The sequence below is a fragment of the Bradyrhizobium sp. SBR1B genome (genome assembly GCF_014198205.1).
Lineage (GTDB): Bacteria > Pseudomonadota > Alphaproteobacteria > Rhizobiales > Xanthobacteraceae > Bradyrhizobium.
This window is the reverse complement of record NZ_JACIHC010000002.1, coordinates 324534-349957: the sequence shown is the minus strand read 5'-3', so window position 1 is coordinate 349957 and position 25424 is coordinate 324534. Positions and strand designations below refer to the sequence as shown.

Genomic DNA, 25424 nt, shown 5'->3' with positions numbered 1-25424 from the left:
ATCCTGTCAAGCAAAGGTGGTTAAGCGATTGGTGAGGCGGATATAGGATGGTGGCACTGGAAACTTGTTCGGGGCGCCGACGTATTAAAGGACGTCATTGCTCCGGCAGCGGTTTTGCGCTTGGCTGCAGGAGGGGTGCGGCCATGGTCTTGTTCGGGGGAATGCCATGATCAGTTCAGCTCACGCGCGCACGGTTGCCAATCTGGCCGCCGCCTCTTGTCTGGCGCTGCTGCTGGGCGCCTGCGGCGGCGGCATGAGCCTGCCGTCCTTCTCGTCGTCCTCGCCGCCGCCCGAAGCCGAGCCGGGCGTCGCGCCCGAAATGCCTGCGACCATTCGCGCCGACGAGATCGTCGGACGCTGGGGCCTCGCCTCGTTCCAGAACCCGGCCGACCGCGCCCGCACCGAGGCTGCCGCCCGGGCCCAGTGCAAAAATCCCTACGTGATCACCGCCGGCTCCTCCGGCGGCGTGATCATGCATCTGGCCGACCAGGCGACGCCGCAGGAGCTGCGGCTGAAGGGCTCGCCGAGCGGCAAGAACTACATCGGACCGGCCGGTCCGACCCCCGGCGAGCAGGACCGCGAAATCATCTCCTTCGACGGCCGCGTTCTGATCACCCGCTTCATCGACAAGGACGCCGCCACCCGCTACGGCAACATGGTCTACGTCCGCTGCGCGCCGCGGGCGTAGCTTCTCGCCTACGTCATGCTCCGCGACAGCGGGGCATCCAGTACGCCGCGGCTTCTCGGTTCAATCACTGCTGCCTCTGGAATACTGGATCGTCCGGTCAAGCCGGACGATGACAGCGGAGAGGATGGTCCCAAAAAGCAAAAACGCCGGCCAAAGGCCGGCGTTTTGTTTTTCTCTATCTGGCGTCCGCTCAGTCGAACAGCGCGTCGATGTCGTCCTGCGAGGCGTGGCCGACGTCGCCGGCGAGCTTGGGGCCGTTGAGAAGCTTGTCGTCCTCGCTGCGATTGTCGACCGGCGGCACGACGTGCGACTTGATCGCGTCGACGCCGCCCCAGATCTCCATCATCGCATTGATGTGCTGCTCGATGAACTTCATCGTGGTCATGACCTTGCTGATGCGCTGGCCGGTCAGGTCCTGGAAGTTGCAGGCCTCGAAGATCGAGATGACGCGTTCCTGGATGTCGTCGGCGAGCCGCTTCTGCTGGTCGATCGAGTCCACCTTGGACATTGCGCTGGCGGCCTGGTCGATCGATTCCGCGGCTTCGAGGATCTGCTGGGTCGCCTGCTCGGTGCCGCCGACCACCGCGCCGAGCTCGCCATTGACCTTGGCCATTTCGCCGCCGTCAAAGCTCTTGCCGTGCAGCGTCGCGATTTCGCGCTTGGTGCGGTCGATGGCGTCATGGATGAGGTCGAGCTCGACCTTCAGCTTTTCGCACTGCTCGATCTGGGCCCGATAGGTTTCGAGCATGGTACGAGCCTCGGAGAGCTCGTGGGCGGTGGAGGCGTCGATCGCCGCCATGGCTGCGCTGCCGGACAAGGGCAAGGGCGCAGCGCCTTTCGCCATCTGTGCACGGATCGCACGTAGCTCGGCCATGATCTCGCTATGCATCGGGATTGCCTCTTCGGTTACGTCCAAAATCGGCATCTCGCCACCAGCGATATCCTCGACGCGAAAACGTTTGCGGTGAACAGCCATCAGGATACTCCCCCCCACCTCACTCACGCGTCTTTGTAGGCAGAAGCGATTTAACACGAAGTTCACGGCAGGAACTGTTGTGCGGCTGCGCGCGACGGCGCGCAAAGAAGCGATTAACCATGCGCGCGCGGCGTTCATCGAAAATAAACGCTGATCGCCAAATTGCGCCGCTGCTGACGACGTGGTGAATCCAAATGCCGTTTCTGTTTACCAAACAAAACGGCTTTTGCCTTTTATTGACCACGTCGAGGGGCGCGGACCAGCCATCAGCTCTCCACGGCGCATGTGATCTAGACGAAACAGTACAGAGTACGTCGATGTTCAAGAAAATGTCTGTCGCGCTGCTCGGCAGCGCTTGCACCTTCATTGCCGGCGCAAACAGTGCCAGCGCCTTCGACAATTCGGTGCCGAACGATCCGCCCGCGGTGCTCTACCAGCCGCAGGTGCCGCCGGCGCCGGTGCGCGTCGCCTCCAATGCGAACATGGGCGGCGGCTTCATCGAGTTCCTGTTCGGCGACGGTCCCGGCCGCGGTCCGGCCTACGCGCCCGAGCGGCCGGTCTATCAACAGCAGCCCGGCTATTACGACCAGCGCCGCCTGCCGCCGATGGGCGAGCCGCAGCAGGGTGGATATCAGCAAGGCGCGGTTCAGCAGGAGACGGTCGACCCGCGGCAGCGTCCGTTCGATCCGAGGTTCGAGAAGCAATCTGTTGACTATAGCGGCAAGGAAAGTCCCGGCACCATCGTGGTCGATACCCCGAACAAGTTCCTCTATCTCGTTGAGGGCAATGGCAGGGCGATGCGCTACGGTATTGGCGTCGGGCGTCCCGGCTTCACCTGGTCCGGCGTGAAGGCGATCACGGCCAAGCGCGAATGGCCGGACTGGACGCCGCCGGCCGAAATGCTCGCCCGCCGCCCCGATCTGCCCCGGCACATGGAAGGCGGCCCGGAGAACCCGCTCGGCGCCCGCGCGATGTATCTGGGCTCGACGCTGTACCGCATCCACGGCTCCAACGAGCCCTGGACCATCGGCACCAACGTCTCCTCCGGCTGCATCCGCATGCGCAACGAAGATGTCATCGACCTCTACGGCCGCGTCAATGTCGGCACCAAGGTCGTGGTGATGTAGCCCGGCGCTCGCTGCGAGCCGTCAACTCCGCGTGTCGCGCCGGCTCGCGACGCGCGGCATCGAAGGCGTTGCGTGCCGCCGGCGTACGTCCTCCGGCTAAGGTCTAGGCTGGCCGACGATGCCCCGTCGAAGCGAGACGAGGGGCAACAGAGCAGCGACGACGCGTTGATGAATGGGAAAGCGATGCGCGAGCGGAGCGCTTCAATCGCCGCGCCGACAGCTCGGCCTTCTTGACGAGCTCGTGCAGTCCCTCCAACTCCGACAACTCGGTGATGAGATGAGTTGTCACGTTGGTCAGGGTGGCGATGCGCTGCTGAAGTGGACTCATTTTTAAAACCCCGACTATAACCAAGAGAGGCAACCACATCGGTGTGTGGCATGAGCAACGTGTTCTTCCAGTTGAACACCCATGTCCGCATTTGGAAATCCGGGAGTCTACGGCTGCGCGTGTCAGATGCCGATTTGATTTGTCATGGTGAATTCAGGCGCCTCGGGTAACGTTCAGCCAGTCCAATGACGCTGCACATTAGTCATACTATATCGAACGTCCCGGCTGCTTGCCGTCGCACAAAAGGCGCTCGGGGCACGCTCTAAAGAAAACGGCCGCCGAGAGGCGGCCGTTGGCATCTTTCGGGCGAATTGCTCACGCGTAATCGCTGCCGCCATCGTCGTCGCCGCCGAAATCGCTGTCGTCGGCCACGTCCATATTGCCGTCGTCGTTGTTGTCGCCGTAGTTCTGGTCGTTGTCGTTACGATCGTTGTTCGCCTGGTCGGAGAAGCTCTGGCGAGACTCGCGGTTCGAGCCGATGTCGTTGAGGCCGGCATCGCGCGCGAGCGAGCCGCCGGACTGATCGCTGCCGCCCCAAGGACTTCCACCAGCGCCGCGGTCGCCGAGGGCATTGGTGTCGCCAAAGGCCTGCTGATGCGATCCGCCCATCATGCCGCGGATGCTCGAGAGCAGCAGCGAGCCACCGACGACGCCGGCGGCAGCTGCCGCCGCGGTGCCGAGGAACGAGCCGCCGCCACCGCCCATCGGCGGTGCGCCATAACCCTGGCCCGGGCCCTGACCTGGACCTTGGCCGTAAGGGGGCTGACCGTAGCCCGGTTGCGTCTGCTGCATCGCTCCGCCGCTGTTCCAGACCGGCCGCGCGTCACGCGGCGGCACGTTCGGAACCGAGCCGCGCGAGGGGCCTCCGCCGAACAAGGTGTCGCGCATGGTGTCGAGGAAGCCGCCGGACTGCGCCTGCTCGGGCCCATGGGCCGCTTCCAGCTCCTGGATGCGGTTATGGGCGCGCTTCAGCGCCTCGTCCTGCAGCAGCGTGGTCTGCACCAGCGCATAGATCGCGCCGGGTGCCTTGCGCAGCCCGTCCGAGATCGCGGCGATCGCGTCGGGATCGCGCGGTGCGTTTTCCAGTTTCGAAAGCCGGTCGAAAAGGTCGTCGACGAGCTGGCGTTCCTGCGGCGTCATGATCAGTCTCCCTCGCGCAAAACAAGCGCGAAGCAGATGTAGGGTTCCATTATGGCCCCAACAGTGCCGGCCGGATTAAATTTCGGTATGCGACAAGCTGCCCCGCGGCTTGCTGTCATCCCAGCGTGGTGCGGCTGTCCGCCAGCAGACGCGCAAAGGCGTCGCCGACCAGATAGGCGTGCTCGCGTTCGCGGACATCGGTCATCGGATCGAGGCCGGCGAGGACATCGTCGACGAAGCCGGGATGGCACATCACGAGGCCGCCATCCGGCAAGCCTTCCAGGAATTGCCGCATCAGCTCGCCAAAATCGGCCGCCCGCGTGAAGTCATAGGCGCCGGCAAAGCCCGGGTTGAAGCTGAGGCCGGCGCTGCCGGCACGGCGGCGGAATTGGGCGCTGAGGATGTCGAGCACGATGGCCTTGGGTGCGGCCAGCCGCTGCCTGAGCGGCAGGTCGCGGCCGCCCTGGCGCACCCAGGCGTTCGGCGCGCCTTCGCTGACCGCATCGACGAAGCCGTCGCGCACCTGCGGATAGAGCTGCACATGCTGATGGCCGTCGACGAAGTCAGGCGCGCGCCCGAACGCTTCGGCAAAGGCGGCGAGCTGCGCCTTCACCTCGTTGCGGAAGAATTCGCGGTCGAGCCGCCGCAAAATGCCCGCGCGCAGCAGCTTCGGAAACGGCATGAACATGTCGCCGTCGAGCGGACGAAAATGCATGGTGAGGGGGCGGAACGGCGCCGACAGCGTCACGTGCAATCCGATCGCGCAGCGCGGGCTCGTCTTCGCCGAGGCCTGGAGCGCCTCGACCTCGCTGCGCGCGATCGCAGGCCCCACCATCATCACCGAGGTGGCGTTGAGACGGCCGCGTTCGATCAGGTCGCGGATGGCGCGGTTGACGCCCGGGCTGATGCCGTAATCGTCGGCACAGAGCCAGATCCGCCGCAGGCCCGCGGCCGCGCTCATTCGGCGGCCGTCCTCTTCGCGGCATCGTCGGCTTCGAAGTGCTTTTCACTATGCTCGGCGACGAAGTAGATCGGGCGCGCCTTCAGCTCGGACAGGATCTTGCCGATATATTCGCCGACGATGCCGATCATGATGAGCTGCACGCCGCCGATCGTCATCAGGCCGATCACGAGCGAGGGATAGCCGGGCACCTGCTTGCCGGTCGTGAACACCTCCCAGAGGATCGAAAGGCCGAACAGGAAGGCGCCACCGGCGAGAATGACGCCGAGCAGGCTGGCAAAGCGCAGGGGGGCGACCGAAAACGAGGTCAGGCCCTCGATCGACAGGCCGAGCAGGCTTGCGGCGTTGAAGGTGGTGACGCCGTGGGCGCGTGCGGCAGGCTCGTAGTCGACGCGGATCTGGCGGAAGCCGATCCAGCTGGCGAGGCCCTTGAAGAACCGGTTGCGCTCGGGCAGCTGCCTGAGCGCTGTGACCGCGCGCGGTGACAGCAGGCGGAAGTCGCCGGCGTCCTCGGGAATCTTCTGCCGGGCCCCCCAATTGATCAGCGCATAGAAGCCGTGCACGGCGACCCGGCGCAGGAAGGTCTCGTTGTCGCGATGCGCCTTGGCGGTGTAGACGACGTCATAGCCGTCATCGATCCAGTGCCGCACCAGCTGTTCGATCAGCGCCGGCGGATGCTGGCCGTCGCCGTCCATGAACATGACGGCGCCGAGCCGGGCATGGTCGAGGCCGGCCATCAGCGCCGCCTCCTTGCCGAAATTGCGCGACAGCGACACCACCTGGACATCGATCGCGTCGGCCGGCAGCGAGCGGGCGATCGCCAGCGTCGCATCCTTGCTGCCGTCGTCGACATAGACGACTTCGCAAGCCAGCCGATAGCGCTCCCGCAAAGTCTTTGCGAGATCGCAGATGCGCTGGTGCAGGGCGGCGAGGCCCGCCGCCTCGTTGTAGACGGGGACGACGATCGACAGTCCCTTCGCGGCTGCGGTGCCTGCGGTCGTCGTCATGCCGGAAACGTCAGAGCCCAGCGTCATCGATCAAGGTTCCAGAAGCGTTCAAAGTCATCTCAACAGCATATGGTAGCCGCCATTTGCTGTCGCAAAGCTGAACGAAAGGCCGAACGTCCCAGGGCTCACCGCCGCAGGAACGCCTCGAGCTTGGCGAACAGCGGGTTCTCCCGGTCGAACACGTAGTCGAGCGAAACCACCGAGACGGTTTCGGCGCCATGCTCGCGCAGGAAGCTTGCCAGCGCATAGAGCTGCCCCGGTGGGCAGTGCAGCGTCAGCATGCCTGACGAGGTCGGCCCGCCGAACGGGGCCTCGACGCCGTACCGGCTGTGGGCTTCGCCGAGCAGGGCGGCGTCGCATTGCCGGAAGCGGGTGCGGACCTCGCGATACTTGTTGGCCCGCGCCCTTGCTGCGATGTGATCGAGGATGACGCGCGCGGTCTCCCGCGCCTGCGGCGTCCAGTCGGCCTCTTTCGAGGCGACCAGATTGGCCTGGCTGCGCAGGATCACGCCGTCGTCGAGCACCCGCAAGCCGTTGGCGGCAAGCGTCGCGCCCGTGGTGGTGATGTCGACGATCAGCTCGGCGCTGCCGGCCGCCGGCGCGCCTTCGGTCGCGCCGCTACTTTCGACGATGCGGTAATCGGTGATCCCGTGGCTCTGGAAGAAGGTGCGGGTGAGGTTGATGAACTTGGTCGCGACCCGCATCCGCATGTGATGCTGCTCGCGGAAGCCGGTGGTGACGTCGTCGAGGTCGGCCATGGTGCGAACGTCGATCCACGCCTGCGGCACCGCGACGACGACGTCGGCATAGCCGAAGCCGAGCCCATCGATCAGCGACACGCGCTTGTCGGCGTCCGCGATGTTCTCGCGCACCAGGTCTTCGCCGGTGACGCCGAGATGCGCAAGACCGCGCGACAGTTGCGAGGCGATCTCGCTCGCCGAGAGATAGGCGACCTCGACATGGTCGAGGCCTGCAAGCGTGCCGCGATAGTCGCGGGCGCCGCCGGCCTTCGACAGCTTGAGGCCGGCACGGGCGAAGAAGGCTTCGGTGTTTTCCTGAAGGCGACCCTTGGAGGGAACGGCCAGAACGAATGGCGCGCTCATGACTTAAGCTCCCACCTTGCGGCCGATCTTCGTCAGCGCGTCCACCCAGACCGAGAAGCCGACCGCGGGAATCGGTTCAGTCGATCCAAGCTGGGTCATCAGCCCGTCATAGCGGCCGCCGGCAACCAGCGGCTCGGCGCCGTTGCCCCGGTGATGCAGCTCGAATTCGAAGCCGGTGTAATAGTCGAGCCCGCGCCCGAACGCGGTCGAGAAGCGCGTCTGCTTCACGTCGATGCCGCGCGCCGCCATGAAGCCGACCCGGCTCTCGAACTGGTCGATCGCTGCCGTGAGGTCGAGCTTGGCGTCGGCAGTGAGCGCGCGCAGCTCGGCGATGGCGTCGTCGGGATTGCCTGCAATCGTCAGGAAGCGCTTGAGCACGGTGATCGCCTCGCGCGGCAATGCGCCGCCCTTCAGCGTCGATTGCTCGAGGAAGCGATCGGCGATCTCGGCCGTGGTGCGTCCCCCGACATTGGTGGTGCCGGCGATCGACATCAGATCGGTGACGAAGGCGAGCGCCGCCTTGCGGTCGGAGCCGGCGAGGGCGGCGAGCACGCCCTCATATTCGCTGCGGGTCGCGGTGGTCGCGGCCGCGAGCCGTTCCAGATCCTTTTCCAGGCTGATCTTGCGATTGAAGTCCTTGACCAGGCGGCGGCGCCAGACCGGATAGAGGTCGAGCGCATCGAGCAGCGCGTTGAACAGCGCCACGTCGCCGGTGCGGATCTCGACGTCGCGGACACCGAAGGCCGCGGTCGCTTCGAGCCCGAGCGCCAACGTCTCGGAGTCGGCGGCGGCGCGGTCCTGGCGGCCGAATGATTCGATGCCGGCCTGCAGGAATTCGCTGGCCTGGCCGCTGCGGTAGCGGAACACCGGGCCGAGATAGCTGAACCCGGCCGGCTGGCCGGCACGACCGGAGCTCAGGTAGTCGCGCGCCACCGGAATGGTCAGGTCCGGGCGCAGGCACAGCTCCTCGCCCGTGAGGTCCGTCGTCAGATATAGGCTCTTGCGGATGTCCTCGCCGGAGAGGTCCAGGAACGGCTCGGCCGGCTGCAGGATGGCGGGCTCGGCCCTGACGTAACCGGCCTGCGCGAACGACAACAGCAGCGTATCCGCCCAGGCGGCGGAGCCGGCAGCATTTGAGGTGGCAGTCGCGGTCATAACTGGGGTCCATCGTCCCGGTGGAACCGGGCAGGCAAGGGCAAGGGGAGGCAAGCGAATTGCGCAGCCCTTAGCATGGTCGATGCGCGGTTTCGACCTCCAAAGGATCAATCGCTTAATGGACGGGCAATGGACGTTCTCGACGCGCGCTAGGGGAGCCACCTGGGCCGCCGCGGGCTCGCTCAACCTCTCCCGCTTGCGGGGGAGGTCGGCGCGAAGCGCCGGGTGGGGGCTCTTTCCGCTAGGGGAATTTCTCCCTAAGCCTCAGACAATCCCGACGCGGAGGCACCCCCACCCCAACCCTCCCCCGCAAGCGGGAGAGGGGGCGCGTCTCCCCTGCGGCTGCCAATCGAGCCTTGTCAGGTGCCGGTCTTGCCACCCCAGTCGCCCAGCACCGCCTGCACCAGCGCCAGCGCGGCGACGGCGGCGGTGTCGGCCCGCATGATCCGCGGGCCGAGCGCCAGCCGGAGGATCCTGGGTTGCCGCAGCAGCAGGGCGCGCTCCTCTTCGGCAAAGCCGCCTTCGGGGCCGATCAGCACGTCGATCCCCTGTCCGGCCTCGCGGGCGTTTTGCAGGCTTTGAACCGGGTTTTGCAGCTCCGCCGCCTCGTCGCAGAAGATCAGCAGGCGGCCCGCGGGGCGCTGACTGAGATACCGCTCCAGCGGCACCGGCTCGGCGACCGTGGCGATGCTCAGGATGCCGCATTGCTCGGCCGCCTCGACGACATTGGCGCGCATCCGCTCGGTGTTGACCCGGGAGGCCTGGGTGAACCGGGTCAGGACCGGCTGCAGGCCGGCGGCGCCCATCTCGATGGCCTTCTGGACCATGTAATCCAGCCTGGCATGCTTGAGCGGGGCGAAAACGTAGGCGACGTCCGGCAGCCTGTCCTGGGGCCGGGTCTGCTGCAGGATCACGAGGCCGTCCGGCCGCTTGCGACCTTCGATGGCGGCCTGCCACTCGCCGTCGCGGCCGTTGAAGGCCAAAACCTCGGCCCCGGCGGCAAGCCGCAGCACATTGCCGAGATAATTGCTCTGGTCGCGGTCGAGCGGGATCCTGGCGTCCTGGGCAAGGGGAGCGTCGACGAACAGGCGGGGAGCGCGAAAATCGTGGGAGGGCATCGTTCAAGGGTCCGATTTGGGGCCGTTCTTAACCGAAAGCAGCCATTCCGGGGGTAAATATTGCCGAAATAGTGCGTCCCCGCGCCGCGCTATTGCCCTATTCAACGGGTTGTTAAGCGCCGGCGGGAATCGTAAAAACGCGAACACGCTGGTTGCGCTTCAATTGGGAAGACGCTGAACCCCGTAGCTCCTGCCGGAGAGACTATCCTGATGATCCGTCATTTGATGGTTCCGATCACTGCCGCCATGGTCACCCTGAGCACCGCGGGCGCCTATGCGCAAAGCGCCTTCCCGGCGCCGCTGCCGAACCAGGCCGCCACCAGTTCCGCGTTTCCCCCGGTGAACGGCTCGGCGCCGACCGCTTCGGTCGGCACGGCACCGCAATCGTCCTTTCCCGTGAACGGCGCCGCGCCCGTCGGCGGCGCTGGCGCGTTCAGCGCGGCCCCGCCGACCCAGGGCGGCCCCGGCGAGGACTGCATGAAGGCTTTCATTCCTCTGCGCGAGGAAGCCGAGAAGCGCGGCAAGCTGATCAAGGCCGCGAGCGACCGTCATGCGCCGCCGGACGAAGCCTGCAAGCTGATCCGCAATTTCAGCCAGGCTGAGACCAAGATGATCAAGTACATCGAGTCCCACGCCGCCAAATGCGGAATCCCGCCGCAGATCGGCGCGCAGATGAAGGACGGTCACAAGAATACCGAGGCCATGGCGACGAAGGTCTGCAACGTCGCGCAGCAGATGCAGAACCAGCCGCGCGGTCCGGCCGGCCCGTCGTTGAGCGAGGTGCTAGGTTCAGGCTCGGCGCCTGAGGCCAATGCCGGCAAGAAGGGCGGCAGCACCTTCGACACGCTCAACGGCAACGTCCTGACCCGATGATACACGTGCCGCCGATTTGAAGTTCCTACGGTGTTTGCCGCGAGATCCTCATGAGAACTTCAAATCGATAAGCGGCACGTGAATTATAGTTTCTTGCTAGTGCCCTTGTAGTTTTCGAAGTTCGTACCGGGATACGCCGCGATGGAATACGAACTTCGAAAACTGGACACTAGCACATCCGCCCGCGTTGCCGATTCCACCGGCAACTGGGTTGATACGCTCGCGCCGCCATGGGCGCGGCCCTATTTGCGATTGTCCCGCTTCGATCGTCCGATCGGCTCCTGGCTGCTGTTGATGCCGTGCTGGTGGTCGGCGGCGCTCGCGAGCGGCATGGCGCATGACGTCCGCGGACTGCCGCTCACCATCGTGCTGTTCTTCATCGGCGCCTTCGTGATGCGCGGAGCGGGCTGCACCTGGAATGACATCACCGACCGCGACCTCGACGACAAGGTCGAGCGCACCCGCTCGCGGCCGCTGCCGTCGGGGCAGGTGAGCACGAAGCAGGCGCTGGCTTGGATGGTCGTGCAGGCGCTGATCGGCCTTATCGTGTTGCTGCAGTTCAACCGCTTCGCGATTGCGACAGGCATCGCCTCGCTCCTGATCGTCGCGATCTACCCCTTCATGAAGCGCATCACCTGGTGGCCGCAGATCGTGCTCGGTCTTGCCTTCTCCTGGGGCGCCCTGATGGGATTTGCCGTCACCTTCGGCCGCATCGACGTCACCGCGCTGGTGCTCTATGCCGGCGCGATTTCATGGGTGATTGGCTATGACACGATCTACGCGCATCAGGACGCCGACGACGACGCGCTGATCGGCATCAAGTCCACCGCGCGCCTGTTCGGCGCGCATACGCACCAGGCGCTGATCCTGTTCTACGGGCTCGCTGTGATGCTGATCGGTGTCGCGCTGGCCTCAGGCGATGCGCGCTGGCCGGCCTGGCTCGGGCTTGCCGCCTTCGCCGCGCACCTGGCCTCGCAGATCGTGCGCTTGCGGATTGATGATCCCGAGCTGTGTCTGCGTTTGTTCAAGTCGAACAGGGATGCGGGTCTGTTGCTGTTTGCAGGATTGCTCGCCGACGCGGTGATGCGGGCGTAGCTCCCGTAGGGTGGGCAAAGGCGCCCTTGCGCCGTGCCCACGAGCTCTCAATGATCGACAAAGAACGTGGGCACGCTTGCGCTTTGCCCACCCTACGGCACCTTCAATTCCTCGCGATGATCTCGCGTTCTTCGCGATGAACCGACAGCTTCCGCGCGATGCCGGTGCGGCGGCGCATCAGGAATTTCGGACGGCGGGCGCGGATCGCATTGGCGCGGCGGCGGCGGGCCGCGGGCTTGCGCGCGCCTTCGTCGAGCTGCGGAAGCGCGAACAGCTCGCTCCAGATCGCCAAGGCCTCGACGAGCTCCTCGCCGTCGGCGCCGACGAGCAGCGGAACGGAGAGCGAGGGATCGCGATGCACCAGGACGATGGCCTGCGCTTCGTCATTGCCGCGCAGTGCGACGCCTGTGAAGTCGCTGACGCGGACGTTGATCGCCATCTGCATGCCGCGAACGGCACGGCGAAGCACGACGCGTTCGCGATGAAGCTCGATCTGCCTGACATGTCCGTCGGCGCGCGGATCGTGCGCATCGAAGCGGACCGGAAGGGAAAGGGGGTCGAGCCGCAGAGAGCGGCTCGACCCGGCGGGAGCGACCCCGCATGTTGCTGTTTGACGCCTCACGGCTTTAGTTCTCCCCGCCGGGATTATGTTCCCGGTCGATGCGAGGACCTTAGCGCGCCGCCTTCCGAAACCGCTTAAAAAGGCTGGTTAACCCACCGTCACTGCTGCTCATGATTGACAAGACCTTGGCGCGCATGATTGACGAGACGTTGCGCCAAAGGTGCGAATCTGAGCTTTTGGCGGGCTGAAAATGCTTGAAGTCCGCGCGATCAGGGCACATCTGTGGGTTCCGGTCCCGAACCCCCGCCCCAACAGGATTTCGTTCGTGAACTCTTCACCATCCGCAAGCTCGACGCTTTCGTCCAAGGATTCCTCCAAGGGGTCAAAGGCCAGCCGCGACCTGTTCGACCAGTCCGCTTTGTCGGATCTGGCGCAGCGGCTGGTGGAGGCGGCCAAGCGCGCCGGCGCGGATGCGGCCGACGCGGTCGCGGTGCGCGGCGTCTCGCAAGGCGTCGAGGTGCGCGACGGACGCGTCGAGGAATCCGAGCGCTCCGAGGGTGACGACGTCGGCCTGCGGGTACTGGTCGGCCAGCGCCAGGCGGTGGTCTCGACCAACGACGTCAGCGGCGATGCCGTGACCAAGCTCGCCGAACGCGCGGTCGCGATGGCGCGCGTTGCGCCCGACGACAAATATGTCGGGCTCGCCGATCCCGCGCTGCTCGCGCGCGACTTCCCCGATCTCGATCTGCTTGATCCCGATGTGCCTGCCACCAGCGAGCTCGAGCGCCGCGCACTCGCGGCCGAAGCTGCCGCGCTCGCCGTGAAGGGCGTCACCAAATCCGGCGGTGCCTCGGCCTCCGCGGGCATGGGCGGCATGGTGCTGGTCACCTCGACCGGCTTCCACGGCTCCTATTTGCGCTCCAGCCAGGGCATCTCGGCCACCGCCATCTCGGGCGAAGGCACCGGCATGGAGCGCGATTACGACTTCACCTCGGCGCCGCATGGTGCGGACCTGTTGTCGCCGGAAATCGTCGGCCGTTCCGCCGGCGAGCGCACCGTGGCGCGCTCCAATCCGCGCAAGGTCGAGACCTGCAAGGTGCCTGTCGTGTTCGATCCGCGCGTCGCCGGCTCCCTGGTCGGCCATGTCGTCGGCGCCATCAACGGCGCCTCGATCGCGCGCAAGACCAGCTTCCTCAAGGACAAGCTCGGCCAGCAGCTGTTTGCGAAGAACATCCGCATCATCGACGATCCCCTGCGCAAGCGCGGCCTGCGCTCGCAGACCTTCGACGCCGAAGGCGTTGCCGTGAAGAAGATCGCGCTGATCGACGAAGGCGTGCTGACGACCTGGCTGCTCGACTGCGCCACCGCGCGCGAGCTCGGCCTTGCCACCACCGGCCATGCCCATCGCGGCGTCTCCTCCTCGCCCTCGCCCGGGCCGTACAATTTGCATCTCGAGCCTGGCACACCGAGCCCGGCCGAGCTGATCGCCGACATCAAGCAGGGCTTCTACGTCACCGATCTGATCGGCTCCGGCGTGAACGGCGTCACCGGCGATTACAGCCGCGGCGCCTCCGGCTTCTGGATCGAGAACGGCGAGATCACCTATCCCGTCAGCGAGGTGACGATCGCGGGGCATCTGTTCGAGATCTTCAAGTCGATGCAGCCCGCGAACAATCTCGAGTTCCGCTACGGCATCAATGCGCCGACGGTGCGCATCGAGGGATTGACGCTTGGCGGACGTTGAGGCGAACGCCCCGGGCGAAACCATCCTGACGCGCGACGCGGCACTGCTGCGGGACACGGTGCGCGAGGCGGGTGCGCTGGCGCAGTCGATGTTTCGTACCGAACTGAAGAAGTGGACCAAGGGCGCATCCTCGCCGGTCTCCGAAGCCGACATCGCCGTCAACGACCTGCTCGAAGCGCGCCTGCGCAGTGCGACGCCGGATTATGGCTGGCTCTCGGAGGAGAGCGCCGACGATGCGGCGCGGCTGTCGCGGCGGCTGACCTGGATCGTCGATCCCATCGACGGCACGCGCAACTATCTCAACGGCCACGACGATTGGTGCGTCAGCGTCGCGCTGGTCGAGGATGCCGCGCCGGTGCTGGCCGCGGTGTTCGCGCCGACGAGTGGCGAGTTCTTCTTCGCCGCACGCGGCCAGGGCACCACGCTCAACGGCGCAGCCGTGCAGGCTTCGCCCGGATCGGCGCTCGACTTCTCCCGCATCGCCGGCCCGAAACCGATGGTCGAGCGGCTCAACATCTCAGACGGCGAGATCAAGCTGCATCCGCGAATCGGCTCGCTCGCGCTGCGCCTGTGCCGGGTCGCCCATGGCGCGCTGGATGCGGCTTTTGCGGGGGGCAACAGCCATGATTGGGACCTTGCGGCGGCCGATTTGATCGTGCAGGAAGCCGATGGTAGGATGAGCGACCTCTCCGGAGAACCCATCCTCTATAACCGCCGGGAAGTGGCGCACGGGGTGCTGGTGGCAGCGGGGCGCGATCGTCATGCGGGCATTGTCGCGCATTTTCGAAACCGCCCCTTGGCCTAAAGCGCTTTTCGTCGTGCTCGTCGAACACTGCTTTTGCCGGGCAGCCCGTTAGGAACAGAACTCATGCCAGATAGTGCCCCGCAACAACTGCTTCACCTCGTCATCGGCGGTGAGCTCGTCGATCTCGAGCACAACACCTTCAAGAACCTCGACGACGTCGAGATCGTCGGCCTCTATCCGAATTATGCGACCGCCCATGCCGCCTGGCGGGCCAAGGCGCAGAGCACGGTCGACAACGCGCAGATGCGCTATTTCATCGTCCACCTCCACCGGTTGCTCGACCCGAATCAAGAACCGGCGCGTTGAAAAAACTGCTTCGCAATACGCTGCGAAGCAGCTTCGTTCAGCGTGCCGTCGGGGTCCTGGCGGCCGAATATCTGCGTCTGGTCTGGCGGACCAACAAATTCACGTTGGATCCGCCCGACGTCTATGCGCAGGTTGAGCCGCAGCTCCCTGCGATCTTCGCGTTCTGGCACGGCCAGCATTTCCTCACGCCCTTCATCAAGAACCAGAACAAGGCGTCCTATCGCGCCAAGGTCCTGATCTCCCGCCACCGCGACGGCGAGTTCAATGCGATCGCCGCCAAGCGGCTCGGCATCGGCACCATCCGCGGTTCCGGCGATCATGGCGGCGCCTTCCACCGCAAGGGCGGGGTCGGCGCCTTCAAGGAAATGGTGCGCACGCTCCAGACCGGTTGTAATGTCGCGCTGACCGCCGATGTCCCCAAGCGCTCGCGCGTGGCCGGGCTAGGCATTATCATGCTGGCACGGGAATCGGGGCGGCCGATCATGCCTTTCGCGATGGCGACCAGCCGCTTCGTCCGGCTCAAGAACTGGGACCGCACCACCATCAATTTGCCATTCGGGCGGGGCGCATTGGTCGGCATCAAGGAAATCCACGTTCCCGCAGATGCCGACGCCGCCATGATGGAAGCGTTGCGGCAGGAGCTGGAAGACACGTTGAACGAGGCGACCCGCCGCGCCTATGCGCAACTCGGCCGCCCGGGACCGGAAGATGCCTAATTCGTTGCCGATGACGCTGCGGATGTATCAGCGGCTGGCCTCCGGCCTGGTGCCGTTTGCGCCGGCGCTGATCAAGCGGCGGCTGAAGCAGGGCAAGGAGGATCCCGCGCGCGTCGGCGAGCGGCGCGGCCTGTCCAGGGACGTGCGGCCGCATGGTCCGCTGGTCTGGATCCACGGCGCCAGTGTCGGCGAGGTGCTGGCCGCTGCGGCGCTGGTCGAGCGGTTGCGCGATCTCAATCTGCGCATCCTGCTCACCTCGGGCACCGTCACCTCGGCCGCCGTGGTCGCAAAGCGGTTTCCGCCCGACGTCATCCATCAATACGTGCCGTATGATTCCCCGCGCTATGTCGCGCGCTTCCTCGATCATTGGAAGCCGTCGCTGGCGCTGTTCATCGAATCCGATCTGTGGCCGAACCTGATCCTGGCGGGCGCTAGCCGCCGGGTGCCGATGGTGCTGATCAACGGGCGGATGTCGCCGCGCTCCTTCCCGCGCTGGCGCCGCATGCAGGGCACCATCTCGGCACTGCTGTCGCGTTTCGACATTTGCCTGGCGCAGTCGAAGACCGATGCCGAGCGTTTCGCCGCGCTCGGCGGCCGCGACGTCGTCACGACAGGCAATCTCAAGCTCGACGTGCCGGCACCGCCGGCCGATCCCGCCAAGCTCGAACGGCTGATGGCGATGACGCGCGGGCGCCCCATCATCGTCGCGGCCTCGACACACCCGGGCGAGGACGAGATGCTGGTCGCGGCGCATCGCAGCCTCGCCGGCTTCTTCCCGCAGCTCCTCACCGTGATCGTGCCGCGCCATCCCGATCGCGGCTCCTCGATCGCTGGCTTGATCACCGCCTCGGGCCTGAAGCCGGCATTGCGCTCACGCGAGGAGCTGCCGACCGCGACCACCGACATCTATGTCGCCGACACCATGGGCGAGCTCGGCCTGTTCTACCGGCTGTCGCCGATCGTGTTCATGGGCGGATCGCTGATCCGCCATGGCGGGCAGAACCCGATCGAGGCGATCAAGCTCGGTGCCGCGATCGTCCATGGCCCGCACGTCTTCAACTTCGCCGATGTCTATGAGGCGCTCGACGGCAGCGGCGGTGCGCGCCAGGCCGACACGCAGGAAGCGCTGGTCAAGCAGCTCGGCCAGCTGCTGGCCGATCCCGCCTTGCGCGACAAGATGCAGCGCGCGGGCAGCGGCGTGGTCGAGGAGCTCGGCGGCGCACTCGATCGCACCATGATCGCGCTCGAGCCGTATCTGCTGCAGCTACGGATCGAGATGGGAGCCGCCAATGCGTGAGCCGGCCTTCTGGTACCGGCCACGTTCTCTCCAGTCGTGCGTGTTATGGCCGCTCGGAGCGCTCTACGGCGCAATCACCGAACGGCGCATGCTGCGCAAAGGCGTGGATGCCGGCATCCCCGTGATCTGCGTCGGCAATTATCATGTCGGCGGCGCCGGCAAGACACCGACCGTGTTGGCGCTGACGAAGCTTTTGCGCGAGCTCGGCGAGACCCCGGTGGTGCTCAGTCGCGGCTATGGCGGACGCCTGCAGGGCCCGGTCATGGTCGACCGCGCGCGCCACACCGCGTCCGACATCGGCGATGAGCCCTTGATGATGTCGCGCGACGTCCCGGTCGCGGTCGCGCGGGATCGCCTCGAGGGTGTCGCGCTGGCGAAGTCGCAAGGCGCCACCGTCATCCTGATGGACGACGGTTTCCAGAACCCGCGCCTGGTCAAGGACACTTCGCTGATCGTGATCGATAGCGAACGTGGCCTCGGCAATGGCAAGGTGTTTCCGGCCGGCCCGCTGCGCGCGCCGCTGAACGCGCAGCTCGCGCGCACCGATGCGCTGGTGCTGATCGGCGACGGCCGTGCCGCCAACGATGTCGCGGCCGAGCTTGCCAAGCGCGACAAGCCGGAGCTGCGCGCGCGTCTGAGGCCGGACGCCGGGGCGGTCGCAAGACTGTTGGGCAAGCCGGTGTTTGCGTTCGCGGGCATTGGCGATCCCGAACGATTCTTCCGCAGCTTGCGCGCCTGTGGCATCGAGGTCGCGCGCACGCGCGCCTTCGCCGATCATCACATGTTTTCAAACGACGAGATCGCAGCGCTCGCAGCGGAGGCGCAGCGCGAGCAGTACACACTGGTGACGACGGAAAAGGATCTCGCGCGCCTCCGCGGCCGCGAGGGCCTGCCTGCTAGCATCGTGCCGTTCGCTGTGCAGCTCGAATTCGATGATCCGACAGCGCTCCGGCAATTGATCAGCGATCATCTCTACAAGGCGCGCGAGCGGCGGTTCAGCAGGCGATGATCTCGTTTGGTCATCCAGCGCCATGCGGTATTCGACAACTGATCGGGCGACATGTCGCGGCTGATGAATTCTCTTCCGCACGTTCGGGAGTTGATGTAGCCTTTGATGAGAGCCGTCACCGGGACGTGCCGACCTCCCGGAAATCATCGACGGCGTTTATGCCCACGGCGGGCAGTACCTTCATCACTTCAGATGCAGCGGCCGTAACGATCAGTTCGGAACGGCAGGGAAAATCATTGCCAAAAACCAGAGGAGAACATGCCATGCATTTTTGCCTCACCGGACAATACACCCCACGCGCTCTCAATGCCATTTTGGAGAATCCCACCACCGATCGCCAGGAGGCGGCACGAAAGCTCATCGAAGCGGCCGGCGGAAAGCTGCTTTCGATGTACAGCGTTGCGGCCGACGGCCCGGGCGTTTTGGTGATTTTCGATGTGCCTGATCCGGGTGCGGCGCCGGCCATTTCCGGCCTGACCGTCACCGCAGGCACCCTGCAGAATGTGAAACTGACCAGGTTGTTCACGCAGGACGAGATCAAGCAGGTCCGCCAGAACGCGGCGAAGCTGCGTTCTTCGTATACCCCGCCCGGAAGCTGACATCAGGATCTGAAGCGCGATGTGATGAGGATGAATCGTCATCGCGCTTTAGGTTGTTGTTTAAGCATGATCTTTTCGGAAAACCGCTGCGCACTTTTCCGGATCATGCTTTAGAGCTTCGGTTCTGATTGAAGCAGAACCGGAGCTCTGGATTCCCGTTCTTGGCGCGTCGTCTTCACGCGTACCGGTATCGCAGTTCAGCAATCAGTCGTGCTCACCACGCCCCGACGGCCATTAATCCAATAATGGTCAGGCACGAGACGCAGGCTACCGCGACGGTATAGCATTCGGGTGTATTCATTGCTCACTCCCAAACTGTTGCCAATTGCTTGGTCACTGCTACGCGGGAGAGATCGCCGGTCGCGGGCCACTTCAATGCGGCAGGCCGTGAACGGTCTTGCGATGTGCGTCCGTCCTCTCATCGTCAACCTGATCCGCAGGATGACGAAGCGCTTCGAGAGCTTCGGAGCGTTCAGCTGCGATCAGAAGCTGTTTGCGCATTTCAGCGAGACGGGCGCGACAATATTCACGATAGAGCAAGTCCAATATGGTGGGCATGATCACCCCCATCGTTTGACTCTCGATTTACAGATATTCCACCGCAAATTTTCGAGGTGATCGTAGCCCGTCGGATGGCTCTTTCGATATGAGCCCGTTCACAGACTGCGCCAATTCCAAAGCTCGATGGCTGTTTGGTTGACTTGATTGTCTGTGCGATAAAAGGAACAGGGCCAATTACCTAACGAACACTGTAGCAGCTCTCTGTTTCAACAAGACTTCGTCAAACAACTTAAGGGCGCCGGATTGCAACAAAGAATCCAACCACAACGCGAAATGACTAACTACGGAGTGCAAGTATTCTTCGATGCAACGCGGATCGGCACGACGGAGATCTTTTCCTCGGTGAGACTCGCGGTTCAGGTGCACGCGAACATCGTCTCCATCCCATGACGCGCCAAAAGTTGCACCGCTCGTGCCACGCCACACGGCTGCGCTTTGCCTAACCCGCAGCAGCCCGCCATTCAGGCGACATTCATCGCAAAACGCCTATCGGTTCCCGACGATCAGGAGAATTCGATGAAACTGCCGTCTGCGACCGTTGCCGCCAGCCTTGTGTGTCTGATCGTTGCGCCCGTCTTCGCGCAAACTCCCGCGCCGACAGCAAGCCCGACCGTCACCGTGCCGGTTCCCGCGACCAAGCGCGTGACGTGCCTTGCCACGACCGCGAGCCTGAAAGGACAGGACAAGCGCGACCAGCTGCAGCTCTGCATGGCGCAGGCGCGGCTCGATTGCCTGAAGCAGGCGATCGATCAGAAGGTCGTCGGCGAAGCCAGGAAGAGCGCGATCAAGACTTGTGTGGGGGCGGATGGTCCCGAGCAGCAATAGCAGAACGACGCCACGAACCCGCTCTCGTAGGGTGGGCAAAGCAACGCGTGGCCACCTTGTCCATCGCGGTCATGGAGAGATGGTGGGTACGGCGCTTAGCGCCTTTGCCCACCCTACGAGAGCCGAAGGCTCATTGCTGCGGTTTCGGCGCGCCGGGGAAATGCCGCTGCAGCACGGCGGCGGGTGTGGCGTAGGCCTCCTGCAAATCCACGCTCCAGTACTTCAGCTCGTCGAGCGGAATCCGCGTGTCGGTGATGGCACAGCGCACGAAGGTCCCCGGCGAGATCACGCGGAAGTCGCCGTCGAGATATTGCACTTGCGCTTCGCCATGGCCCGAGGGGCCGAACTTGTTCAGCACGGTCGAAAGTCTCCGTGGAAGGCCGCTCCGTCGAAACTGGAGGGCACGATGTGTTGGACGGGATGTAGCACAGATAGGGCGGCTTGTCCGCCCGGTAAACCCACTGGTTTGTGATGTTTTGCCGCCGTTTCCGCGTGATAGTGCTTGGGTGAAGGATCGCTGGTTCCGGCATCTCCTGTGGCAGAGTCCGATGCGCCTTCGACTGACCGCCCTGTTTCTGACGCTGCTGATGTCCGCCGCGCATGCCGCGCCGGCGCCGCAGCAGGTCGACATTCCGCTGGCGTCCGGCGTGCTGCATGCGCAGCTCTACAAGCCTGAAGGGGCGGGGCCATTTCCGGCCGTGATCGCGCTGCACGGTTGCGACGGCCTCAGCAGCCATTCCGATTCCGTGCTGCCGCGCTACCGCGATTGGGCCGAGCGCCTGCTCAGGGCAGGCAATGCCGTGCTGCTGCCCGACAGCTACGGCTCGCGTGAGCTCGGGCCGCAATGCCGCGTCAAGGAGATGCACGTCAAGGCGCGGCGTGAGCGCGTCACCGACGTCGCGGCATCGCGCGCCTGGCTGATGAAGCAGTCCTGGGTGGCGCGCGATCGCGTCAGCCTGATGGGCTGGGCCAACGGCGCGAGCGCGCTGCTGTGGGCCGTGCGGCCGCAGAGCGCGGCGCGCGACCTGGCGCCCGATTTCCGCGCCGCGATCGCGTTCTATCCGGACTGCCGGATCTCCGCCGGTCTCGGCTGGAGCACGCGGGTGCCGACCCTGGTGCTGATCGGCGCCAATGACGACGTCTCCTCCCGCCGGCCTGCCGCCAGATGGTCGAGGGCGCGCATGGCCGCAGCGCGCTCGCACGCATCGTGGTCTATCCCGACGCCTATCACGATTTCGACCGCGCCAACACACCGCTGCACGCCGCCGGCGGCAGCAACGATGCCGCCGTGCCCGAGCGCGGCCATCTCGGCACGGATGCCGAGGCGCGCGCGGAGTCGCAAAAGGACGTCGCGCAGTGGCTGGCGCGGTAATGGAAGTGCCGAAGCCCGGATGGAGCGCAGCGCAATCCGGGGCAGCGCAGCGCGTGGCACGAACCCGGATTACGCTTTCGCTCCATCCGGGCTACGGGTCTTCCAAAGCGGGGCCGTCCGAGGAACAAATTCAGGCGGACAGCCCCGCATCGACCACCGCCCTGCACGGACTGTGATGGCCGACCGGGAATCTACGGATCGCGCGCGGCGCCGGTTTCAGCAGGTGAGGGCGCCTTAGTTCGACCACGATGTCGATTAAACGCAGTCCTCATGCGCATCGTCCTCTTCGCCTCCGCACTGGCCGTCTTCACCGTCGCGATCTTCCTCTACGAAGCCCACGCCGGCGCCCCACAGCGCGCACCGGAGCATTGCGGCTTCTGGACCACGATCGACGCGGGATTGTCGTGCCGGTGAAGTACATCAGTCCAACACCGTCACCCTGAGGCGGCCGCTTCTTCAGCGGCCCTCGAAGGGCGACGGCCCGGCTGCATCGCGGCCGTACATCCTTCGAGGCTCACCTTGCGATGCGTCTGCATCGCAAGCCTCGCACCTCAGGATGACGGGTTAGCATTGGGAGCGCTGCGATCGCAGAGGCGCCTCACACCTCAGAACAAGCTGCCCTGATCCACCGGCTTGGCCACACGCTTCGGCGCGGGCTTTGTATCCGCCGCAGCCGACTTTGGCTGCGCGGGCGTGCGCTTGGCCGTTGGCGCCGGGCGATCCGCATCCGCGGTCGCGCCCACGCGTCCATCCGCAAACTCGATCTCGAGCCGCGCATTCGGCCCGATGCTGTCGGCCGCATGCACGGGATGCCCCGCCTCGTCCCGCACCAGCGCGAAGCCGCGCGCGAGCACGCTGCGGTAGGACAGTGCGGACAGCAGCTTGCCGCTGTTCTCGACGCGGGCCTCCAGCCGCTGCAGCAACGTGACGAGCGCGCGGCCGGCGCGCTCGCTGAGGCGATGCGTGCGCTCGCGCTGGCGGGCAATCGTGTTGCGCTGCGCCTGCGCATTGGAGAGCTTTGACGCGCGCAAGCGAACCTCAAGTCCGGCAAAGCGGTCGCGCCGACGCCGCAGCAACGAGCGCGCGGACAGGCCAAGCCGTTCGCCGCACACGGTGAGGCGGTGGTCGGCCTGAGAGATCTGGCCGTGCAGCACCCGCAGCGTCAGCTTTGAGCTTGCGGCGGTAAACCTGCGGAAATGCGCGTGCGTGTTGGCCTTGAGGCAGCGGGGCAGGGACGCGCCCGCCGAATCCAGCCGCTGCCTGGGAATGGCGAGCAGATCGCCGGCCGCGGGCAGCGCGCGTGCGGCGGCGCGCAACTCGCTGCGACGGCTTTCCTGGGCGCGCTGCCAATAGGCGCGGGTGCGGCGTCCGAGGTCGGCGACCTCGACGAACAATTCGCTGCGCACCGGCACCGCCATCTCCGCCGCCGCCGTCGGCGTCGGCGCGCGCTTGTCGGCGACGAAGTCGATCAGCGTGATGTCGGTCTCGTGCCCCACCGCCGAGATCAGCGGGATCATGCTCTCGGCTGCTGCCCGCACTACGATCTCCTCGTTGAACGACCAGAGGTCTTCCAGCGAGCCGCCGCCGCGCGCGACGATCAGCACATCGGGGCGCGGAATCCTGCCGCCCGGGGCAATCGCGTTGAAGCCGCGGATGGCGGCCGCGACCTGCTCGGCCGAGCCGTCGCCCTGAACTTTCACCGGCCACACCAGCACGCGGCGGGGGAAGCGGTCCTCCAGCCGGTGCAGGATGTCGCGAATGACGGCGCCGGTCGGCGAGGTCACGACGCCGATCACCTCCGGCAGCCACGGCAGCAGCTGCTTGCGCGCTTCATCGAACAACCCTTCCGCGGCGAGCTTCTTCTTGCGCTCCTCCATCAGCGCCATCAGCGCGCCGATGCCGGCCGGCTCCAGCGCCTCGATCACGATCTGGTACTTCGAGGAGCCCGGATAGGTCGTGAGCTTGCCGGTGGCGATGACCTCGAGCCCTTCCTGGGGCTTGAAGCGCATCCGGCCGTGCACGCCCTTCCAGATCACCGCCTCGATCTTGGCGCTTTCGTCCTTGAGCGCGAAATAGCAATGGCCGGAGGAGTGGGCGCCGCGGAAGCCCGAGATCTCACCGCGGACCCGGACATGGCCGTAGGTGTCCTCCACCGTCCGCTTCAGGGATTGGGAGAGCTCGGAGACGGTGAATTCAAACGCGTTGTTCAGTTGTTCCGCAGGCGGCATCTAGCAAACGATTCGGCATTTTGGGGTCAGACCCGACGTTAAGGATTTTCGCCGCGCGGCGCCAATCGAGGGATTGATTGGGAGAGTACTCTGTATTATAGAGTTCTCTATTGATTGATGTGTTTGAGGGAGAACGGTCATGGCGGTCCGGTTGCTGCGCGGCGTCTTGAGCGGTCTGAAATGGGCCCTGTGTGCGGTCGGCGGCGTGGCGCTGATCCTGACTGCGATGATCGCAACGCCGCTGGAGCGGCCACCCGAGATGCGGTCGGTCTCCGACTCCGCCAAGGGGATCGACTGGACCACGCTGCCGCCGCTGGAGCGCTTCCAGGCCCGCGACGGCACCTGGATCGGCTATCGCCACTATGCGGCCAAAGCGTTTTCAAGCGAAGTGGAAGCCGGTTCGCGTGAAGAAAACGCGTCAAAACAAGAATCCGGAGCCCGATCCCATCGGAACGGAAATGGCTCCGGGGGCCCGGCGGCGGGCCGCGGCGCGATCTTCATCCATGGCTCCTCCGGCTCCAGCGGCACCGTTAACCACGCGCTGACCCACGCGATCGCCGCGCGCGGGGTGGAGACCTGGGCGCTCGACATCCGCGGGCATGGCGGCTCCGGCACCCGCGGCGATATCGGCTATGTCGGCCAGCTCGAGGACGATCTCGTCGATTTCGTTGCCGAAGTTCGCAAGACCGCGGCGGATCTGCCGCTCACTCTGATCGGCCATTCCGCCGGCGCCGGCTTCTCGCTGCGAGTCGCCGCGACGCCGATCATGCAGGACATGTTCGTGCGCACCGTGCTGCTCGCGCCCTATCTCGGCCATGACGCACCGACCAACCGGCCGAACGCGGGCGGCTGGGCCAATTTCAATGTCCCGCGCTTCTTCGGTCTGACGGCGCTGCGCAAGCTCGGCATCGACTGCTGCTCGCAGCTTCCGGTGCTGGCCCTGGCGGTGCCGCCGAGCTCGGCGAAGTACCTCGTCTCGACCTATTCCGATCGCCTGACGCGCAATTTCGCGACGCGCGGCTATCGCCTCGATCTGCCGGCAACCACACGTCCGGTCACCATCTTCGGCGGCACTGATGACGAGATGATGATCTCGGACAAATATGCGCAGACCGTGCAGGCGGTGAAGCCGTCGGTCGACGTCAAGGTCATTGACGGCATCAATCATATGGGCATCGTCACCCATCCGAAGGCGATTTCGGTGATCGCCGAGGACGTGGCAACGCGCGGGGCAGGGCAGTCATGATCGACAGCAGGGAGGCGTCCGCAGCGCTGGCCGATATCGACGATATCGTCCAGCGCGTGAAGCAATCGCAGCTCTATGAGCTGGCGAGCCTCGCCGCGGTCTGGTGGGGCGTGCTGGTGTTCGCAGCCAATCTCGTGACCTGGCTTTGGCCGATCTACGCGGCCTACGCCTGGGTTGCCGCGGATGTTTTCGGCGTCGGTGGTCTGATTGCACTTCGCGTGCTCGATCCGAAAAGCCACCCCTTTGGCGCCGGCGTTGGCATCAGGCTGTTCCTGGTATTCGCGCTGTTCTTCGCCTTCGGTTATTTCGTCACCAACGTCGTCGGTCATTTTGGTCCGCGCCAGCTGGGAACGTTCTGGCCGATCTATTTCATGCTGTTCTACACACTCGCCGGGCTGTGGTTCGGCTACGCCTTCGTTGCGATCGGCCTCGGCATCACGGCGCTGACGCTGATCGGCTTTTTCTACATCGGCGAGGCGTTCCCGCTCTGGATGGCCTTCGTCAATGGCGGTGGCCTGATCCTCGGCGGCCTCTGGATGCGGCGGATCTAGCGCATGCCCGGGCTCGACGACATCATCCACCA

General features: G+C 65.4%; 26 protein-coding genes and 1 pseudogene. 16 read left to right on the top strand and 11 right to left on the bottom strand.

Features of this window, described 5'->3' with window-relative positions; all coding sequences use genetic code 11:
- The first annotated feature begins 166 nt into the window (after positions 1-166).
- Positions 167-688: a hypothetical protein gene (locus GGD61_RS06350; protein ID WP_026202636.1), complete on the top strand. Its 522-nt coding sequence runs from the start codon at positions 167-169 to the stop codon at positions 686-688.
- A gap of 190 nt (positions 689-878) precedes the next feature.
- Here GGD61_RS06350 and GGD61_RS06345 read toward each other — a convergent pair whose 3' ends face one another.
- Positions 879-1664 (bottom strand): protein phosphatase CheZ, encoded by a 786-nt coding sequence (locus GGD61_RS06345; protein ID WP_026202637.1) that lies wholly within the window; start codon positions 1662-1664, stop codon positions 879-881.
- Between the two features lie 317 nt (positions 1665-1981).
- Here GGD61_RS06345 and GGD61_RS06340 point away from each other — a divergent pair, with 317 nt between their 5' ends.
- Complete coding sequence (locus tag GGD61_RS06340) at positions 1982-2791, top strand: L,D-transpeptidase (RefSeq protein ID WP_092255294.1); 810 nt, start codon at positions 1982-1984, stop codon at positions 2789-2791.
- Positions 2792-3434: 643 nt separating this feature from the next.
- Here the strand turns inward: GGD61_RS06340 and GGD61_RS06335 are convergent.
- The 6 genes from GGD61_RS06335 to GGD61_RS06310 form a co-directional block, all read right to left on the bottom strand.
- Positions 3435-4259 carry a DUF2076 domain-containing protein gene (locus tag GGD61_RS06335; RefSeq protein ID WP_018321907.1) on the bottom strand — a complete coding sequence of 275 codons (825 nt, stop codon included), beginning with the start codon at positions 4257-4259 and terminating at the stop codon, positions 3435-3437.
- A 115-nt stretch (positions 4260-4374) separates the two neighbouring features.
- Positions 4375-5220 (bottom strand): ChbG/HpnK family deacetylase, encoded by an 846-nt coding sequence (locus tag GGD61_RS06330; RefSeq protein WP_092255291.1) that lies wholly within the window; start codon positions 5218-5220, stop codon positions 4375-4377.
- On the bottom strand, positions 5217-6254 hold the full coding sequence (locus GGD61_RS06325) for a glycosyltransferase family 2 protein (protein WP_018321909.1): 1038 nt from the start codon (positions 6252-6254) through the stop codon (positions 5217-5219). The genes GGD61_RS06330 and GGD61_RS06325 overlap by 4 nt, the downstream gene beginning before the upstream one ends.
- A 98-nt stretch (positions 6255-6352) precedes the next feature.
- Entirely contained in the window at positions 6353-7330 is a 978-nt protein-coding gene (gene hisG, locus GGD61_RS06320) for an ATP phosphoribosyltransferase (protein ID WP_018321910.1), read from the bottom strand.
- Positions 7331-7333: 3 nt separating this feature from the next.
- Entirely contained in the window at positions 7334-8485 is a 1152-nt protein-coding gene (locus GGD61_RS06315) for an ATP phosphoribosyltransferase regulatory subunit (protein ID WP_183230434.1), read from the bottom strand.
- Between the two features lie 359 nt (positions 8486-8844).
- The gene (locus GGD61_RS06310; protein WP_092255285.1) at positions 8845-9603 is read right to left on the bottom strand and encodes a 16S rRNA (uracil(1498)-N(3))-methyltransferase; all 759 of its coding nucleotides are present in this window, start codon (positions 9601-9603) and stop codon (positions 8845-8847) included.
- Positions 9604-9813: 210 nt separating this feature from the next.
- Here GGD61_RS06310 and GGD61_RS06305 point away from each other — a divergent pair, with 210 nt between their 5' ends.
- Positions 9814-10476, top strand: a complete 663-nt coding sequence (locus GGD61_RS06305; RefSeq protein WP_018321914.1) for a hypothetical protein — start codon at positions 9814-9816, stop codon at positions 10474-10476.
- A gap of 141 nt (positions 10477-10617) precedes the next feature.
- Complete coding sequence (gene ubiA, locus GGD61_RS06300) at positions 10618-11571, top strand: 4-hydroxybenzoate octaprenyltransferase (protein WP_092255282.1); 954 nt, start codon at positions 10618-10620, stop codon at positions 11569-11571.
- Positions 11572-11674: 103 nt separating this feature from the next.
- Here the strand turns inward: ubiA and GGD61_RS06295 are convergent, their stop codons facing one another.
- Positions 11675-12193: a DUF6101 family protein gene (locus GGD61_RS06295; protein WP_092255279.1), complete on the bottom strand. Its 519-nt coding sequence runs from the start codon at positions 12191-12193 to the stop codon at positions 11675-11677.
- A gap of 265 nt (positions 12194-12458) precedes the next feature.
- Between GGD61_RS06295 and GGD61_RS06290 the strand changes: the two genes are divergently transcribed.
- From GGD61_RS06290 to GGD61_RS40375, 7 genes are all read left to right on the top strand, one after another.
- Positions 12459-13877 carry a TldD/PmbA family protein gene (locus GGD61_RS06290; protein ID WP_177237061.1) on the top strand — a complete coding sequence of 473 codons (1419 nt, stop codon included), beginning with the start codon at positions 12459-12461 and terminating at the stop codon, positions 13875-13877.
- Positions 13864-14682 (top strand): 3'(2'),5'-bisphosphate nucleotidase CysQ, encoded by an 819-nt coding sequence (locus tag GGD61_RS06285; protein ID WP_092255273.1) that lies wholly within the window; start codon positions 13864-13866, stop codon positions 14680-14682. The genes GGD61_RS06290 and GGD61_RS06285 overlap by 14 nt, the downstream gene beginning before the upstream one ends.
- 63 nt (positions 14683-14745) lie before the next feature.
- Positions 14746-14988, top strand: a complete 243-nt coding sequence (locus tag GGD61_RS06280) for a DUF4170 domain-containing protein (RefSeq protein ID WP_018648410.1) — start codon at positions 14746-14748, stop codon at positions 14986-14988.
- A complete protein-coding gene (locus GGD61_RS06275) occupies positions 14985-15704 on the top strand; it encodes a lysophospholipid acyltransferase family protein (RefSeq protein ID WP_183230433.1) in 720 nt (239 codons plus the stop codon). Before GGD61_RS06280 ends, GGD61_RS06275 begins: the two co-directional genes overlap by 4 nt.
- A complete protein-coding gene (locus tag GGD61_RS06270; RefSeq protein ID WP_092255270.1) occupies positions 15667-17001 on the top strand; it encodes a 3-deoxy-D-manno-octulosonic acid transferase in 1335 nt (444 codons plus the stop codon). Before GGD61_RS06275 ends, GGD61_RS06270 begins: the two co-directional genes overlap by 38 nt.
- Positions 16994-18010, top strand: a complete 1017-nt coding sequence (lpxK, locus tag GGD61_RS06265) for a tetraacyldisaccharide 4'-kinase (RefSeq protein ID WP_092255267.1) — start codon at positions 16994-16996, stop codon at positions 18008-18010. Before GGD61_RS06270 ends, lpxK begins: the two co-directional genes overlap by 8 nt.
- Entirely contained in the window at positions 18007-18609 is a 603-nt protein-coding gene (locus tag GGD61_RS40375; RefSeq protein WP_244550644.1) for a GYD domain-containing protein, read from the top strand. The genes lpxK and GGD61_RS40375 overlap by 4 nt, the downstream gene beginning before the upstream one ends.
- 372 nt (positions 18610-18981) lie before the next feature.
- Here the strand turns inward: GGD61_RS40375 and GGD61_RS06255 are convergent, their stop codons facing one another.
- A complete protein-coding gene (locus GGD61_RS06255) occupies positions 18982-19179 on the bottom strand; it encodes a hypothetical protein (RefSeq protein WP_084674967.1) in 198 nt (65 codons plus the stop codon).
- A gap of 507 nt (positions 19180-19686) precedes the next feature.
- On the opposite strand from GGD61_RS06255, the gene GGD61_RS06250 reads away from it, so the two are divergent.
- A complete protein-coding gene (locus GGD61_RS06250; RefSeq protein ID WP_026202638.1) occupies positions 19687-19995 on the top strand; it encodes a hypothetical protein in 309 nt (102 codons plus the stop codon).
- 130 nt (positions 19996-20125) lie between these two features.
- Here GGD61_RS06250 and GGD61_RS06245 read toward each other — a convergent pair whose 3' ends face one another.
- Positions 20126-20353: a DUF2093 domain-containing protein gene (locus GGD61_RS06245; protein WP_018321926.1), complete on the bottom strand. Its 228-nt coding sequence runs from the start codon at positions 20351-20353 to the stop codon at positions 20126-20128.
- Between the two features lie 190 nt (positions 20354-20543).
- On the opposite strand from GGD61_RS06245, the pseudogene GGD61_RS06240 reads away from it, so the two are divergent.
- Positions 20544-21367 (top strand): annotated as a pseudogene (locus GGD61_RS06240) (dienelactone hydrolase family protein).
- 270 nt (positions 21368-21637) lie between these two features.
- Positions 21638-21781: a hypothetical protein gene (locus GGD61_RS06235; protein ID WP_018321928.1), complete on the top strand. Its 144-nt coding sequence runs from the start codon at positions 21638-21640 to the stop codon at positions 21779-21781.
- Positions 21782-21972: 191 nt separating this feature from the next.
- Here GGD61_RS06235 and xseA read toward each other — a convergent pair whose 3' ends face one another.
- Positions 21973-23595, bottom strand: a complete 1623-nt coding sequence (gene xseA, locus GGD61_RS06230) for an exodeoxyribonuclease VII large subunit (RefSeq protein WP_092255264.1) — start codon at positions 23593-23595, stop codon at positions 21973-21975.
- A 139-nt stretch (positions 23596-23734) separates the two neighbouring features.
- Between xseA and GGD61_RS06225 the strand changes: the two genes are divergently transcribed.
- Together GGD61_RS06225 and GGD61_RS06220 are read left to right on the top strand one after the other, a co-directional pair.
- Positions 23735-24841: an alpha/beta hydrolase gene (locus GGD61_RS06225; protein ID WP_092255260.1), complete on the top strand. Its 1107-nt coding sequence runs from the start codon at positions 23735-23737 to the stop codon at positions 24839-24841.
- Positions 24838-25392 carry a hypothetical protein gene (locus GGD61_RS06220; protein ID WP_092255257.1) on the top strand — a complete coding sequence of 185 codons (555 nt, stop codon included), beginning with the start codon at positions 24838-24840 and terminating at the stop codon, positions 25390-25392. The genes GGD61_RS06225 and GGD61_RS06220 overlap by 4 nt, the downstream gene beginning before the upstream one ends.
- Positions 25393-25424 lie beyond the last annotated feature (32 nt).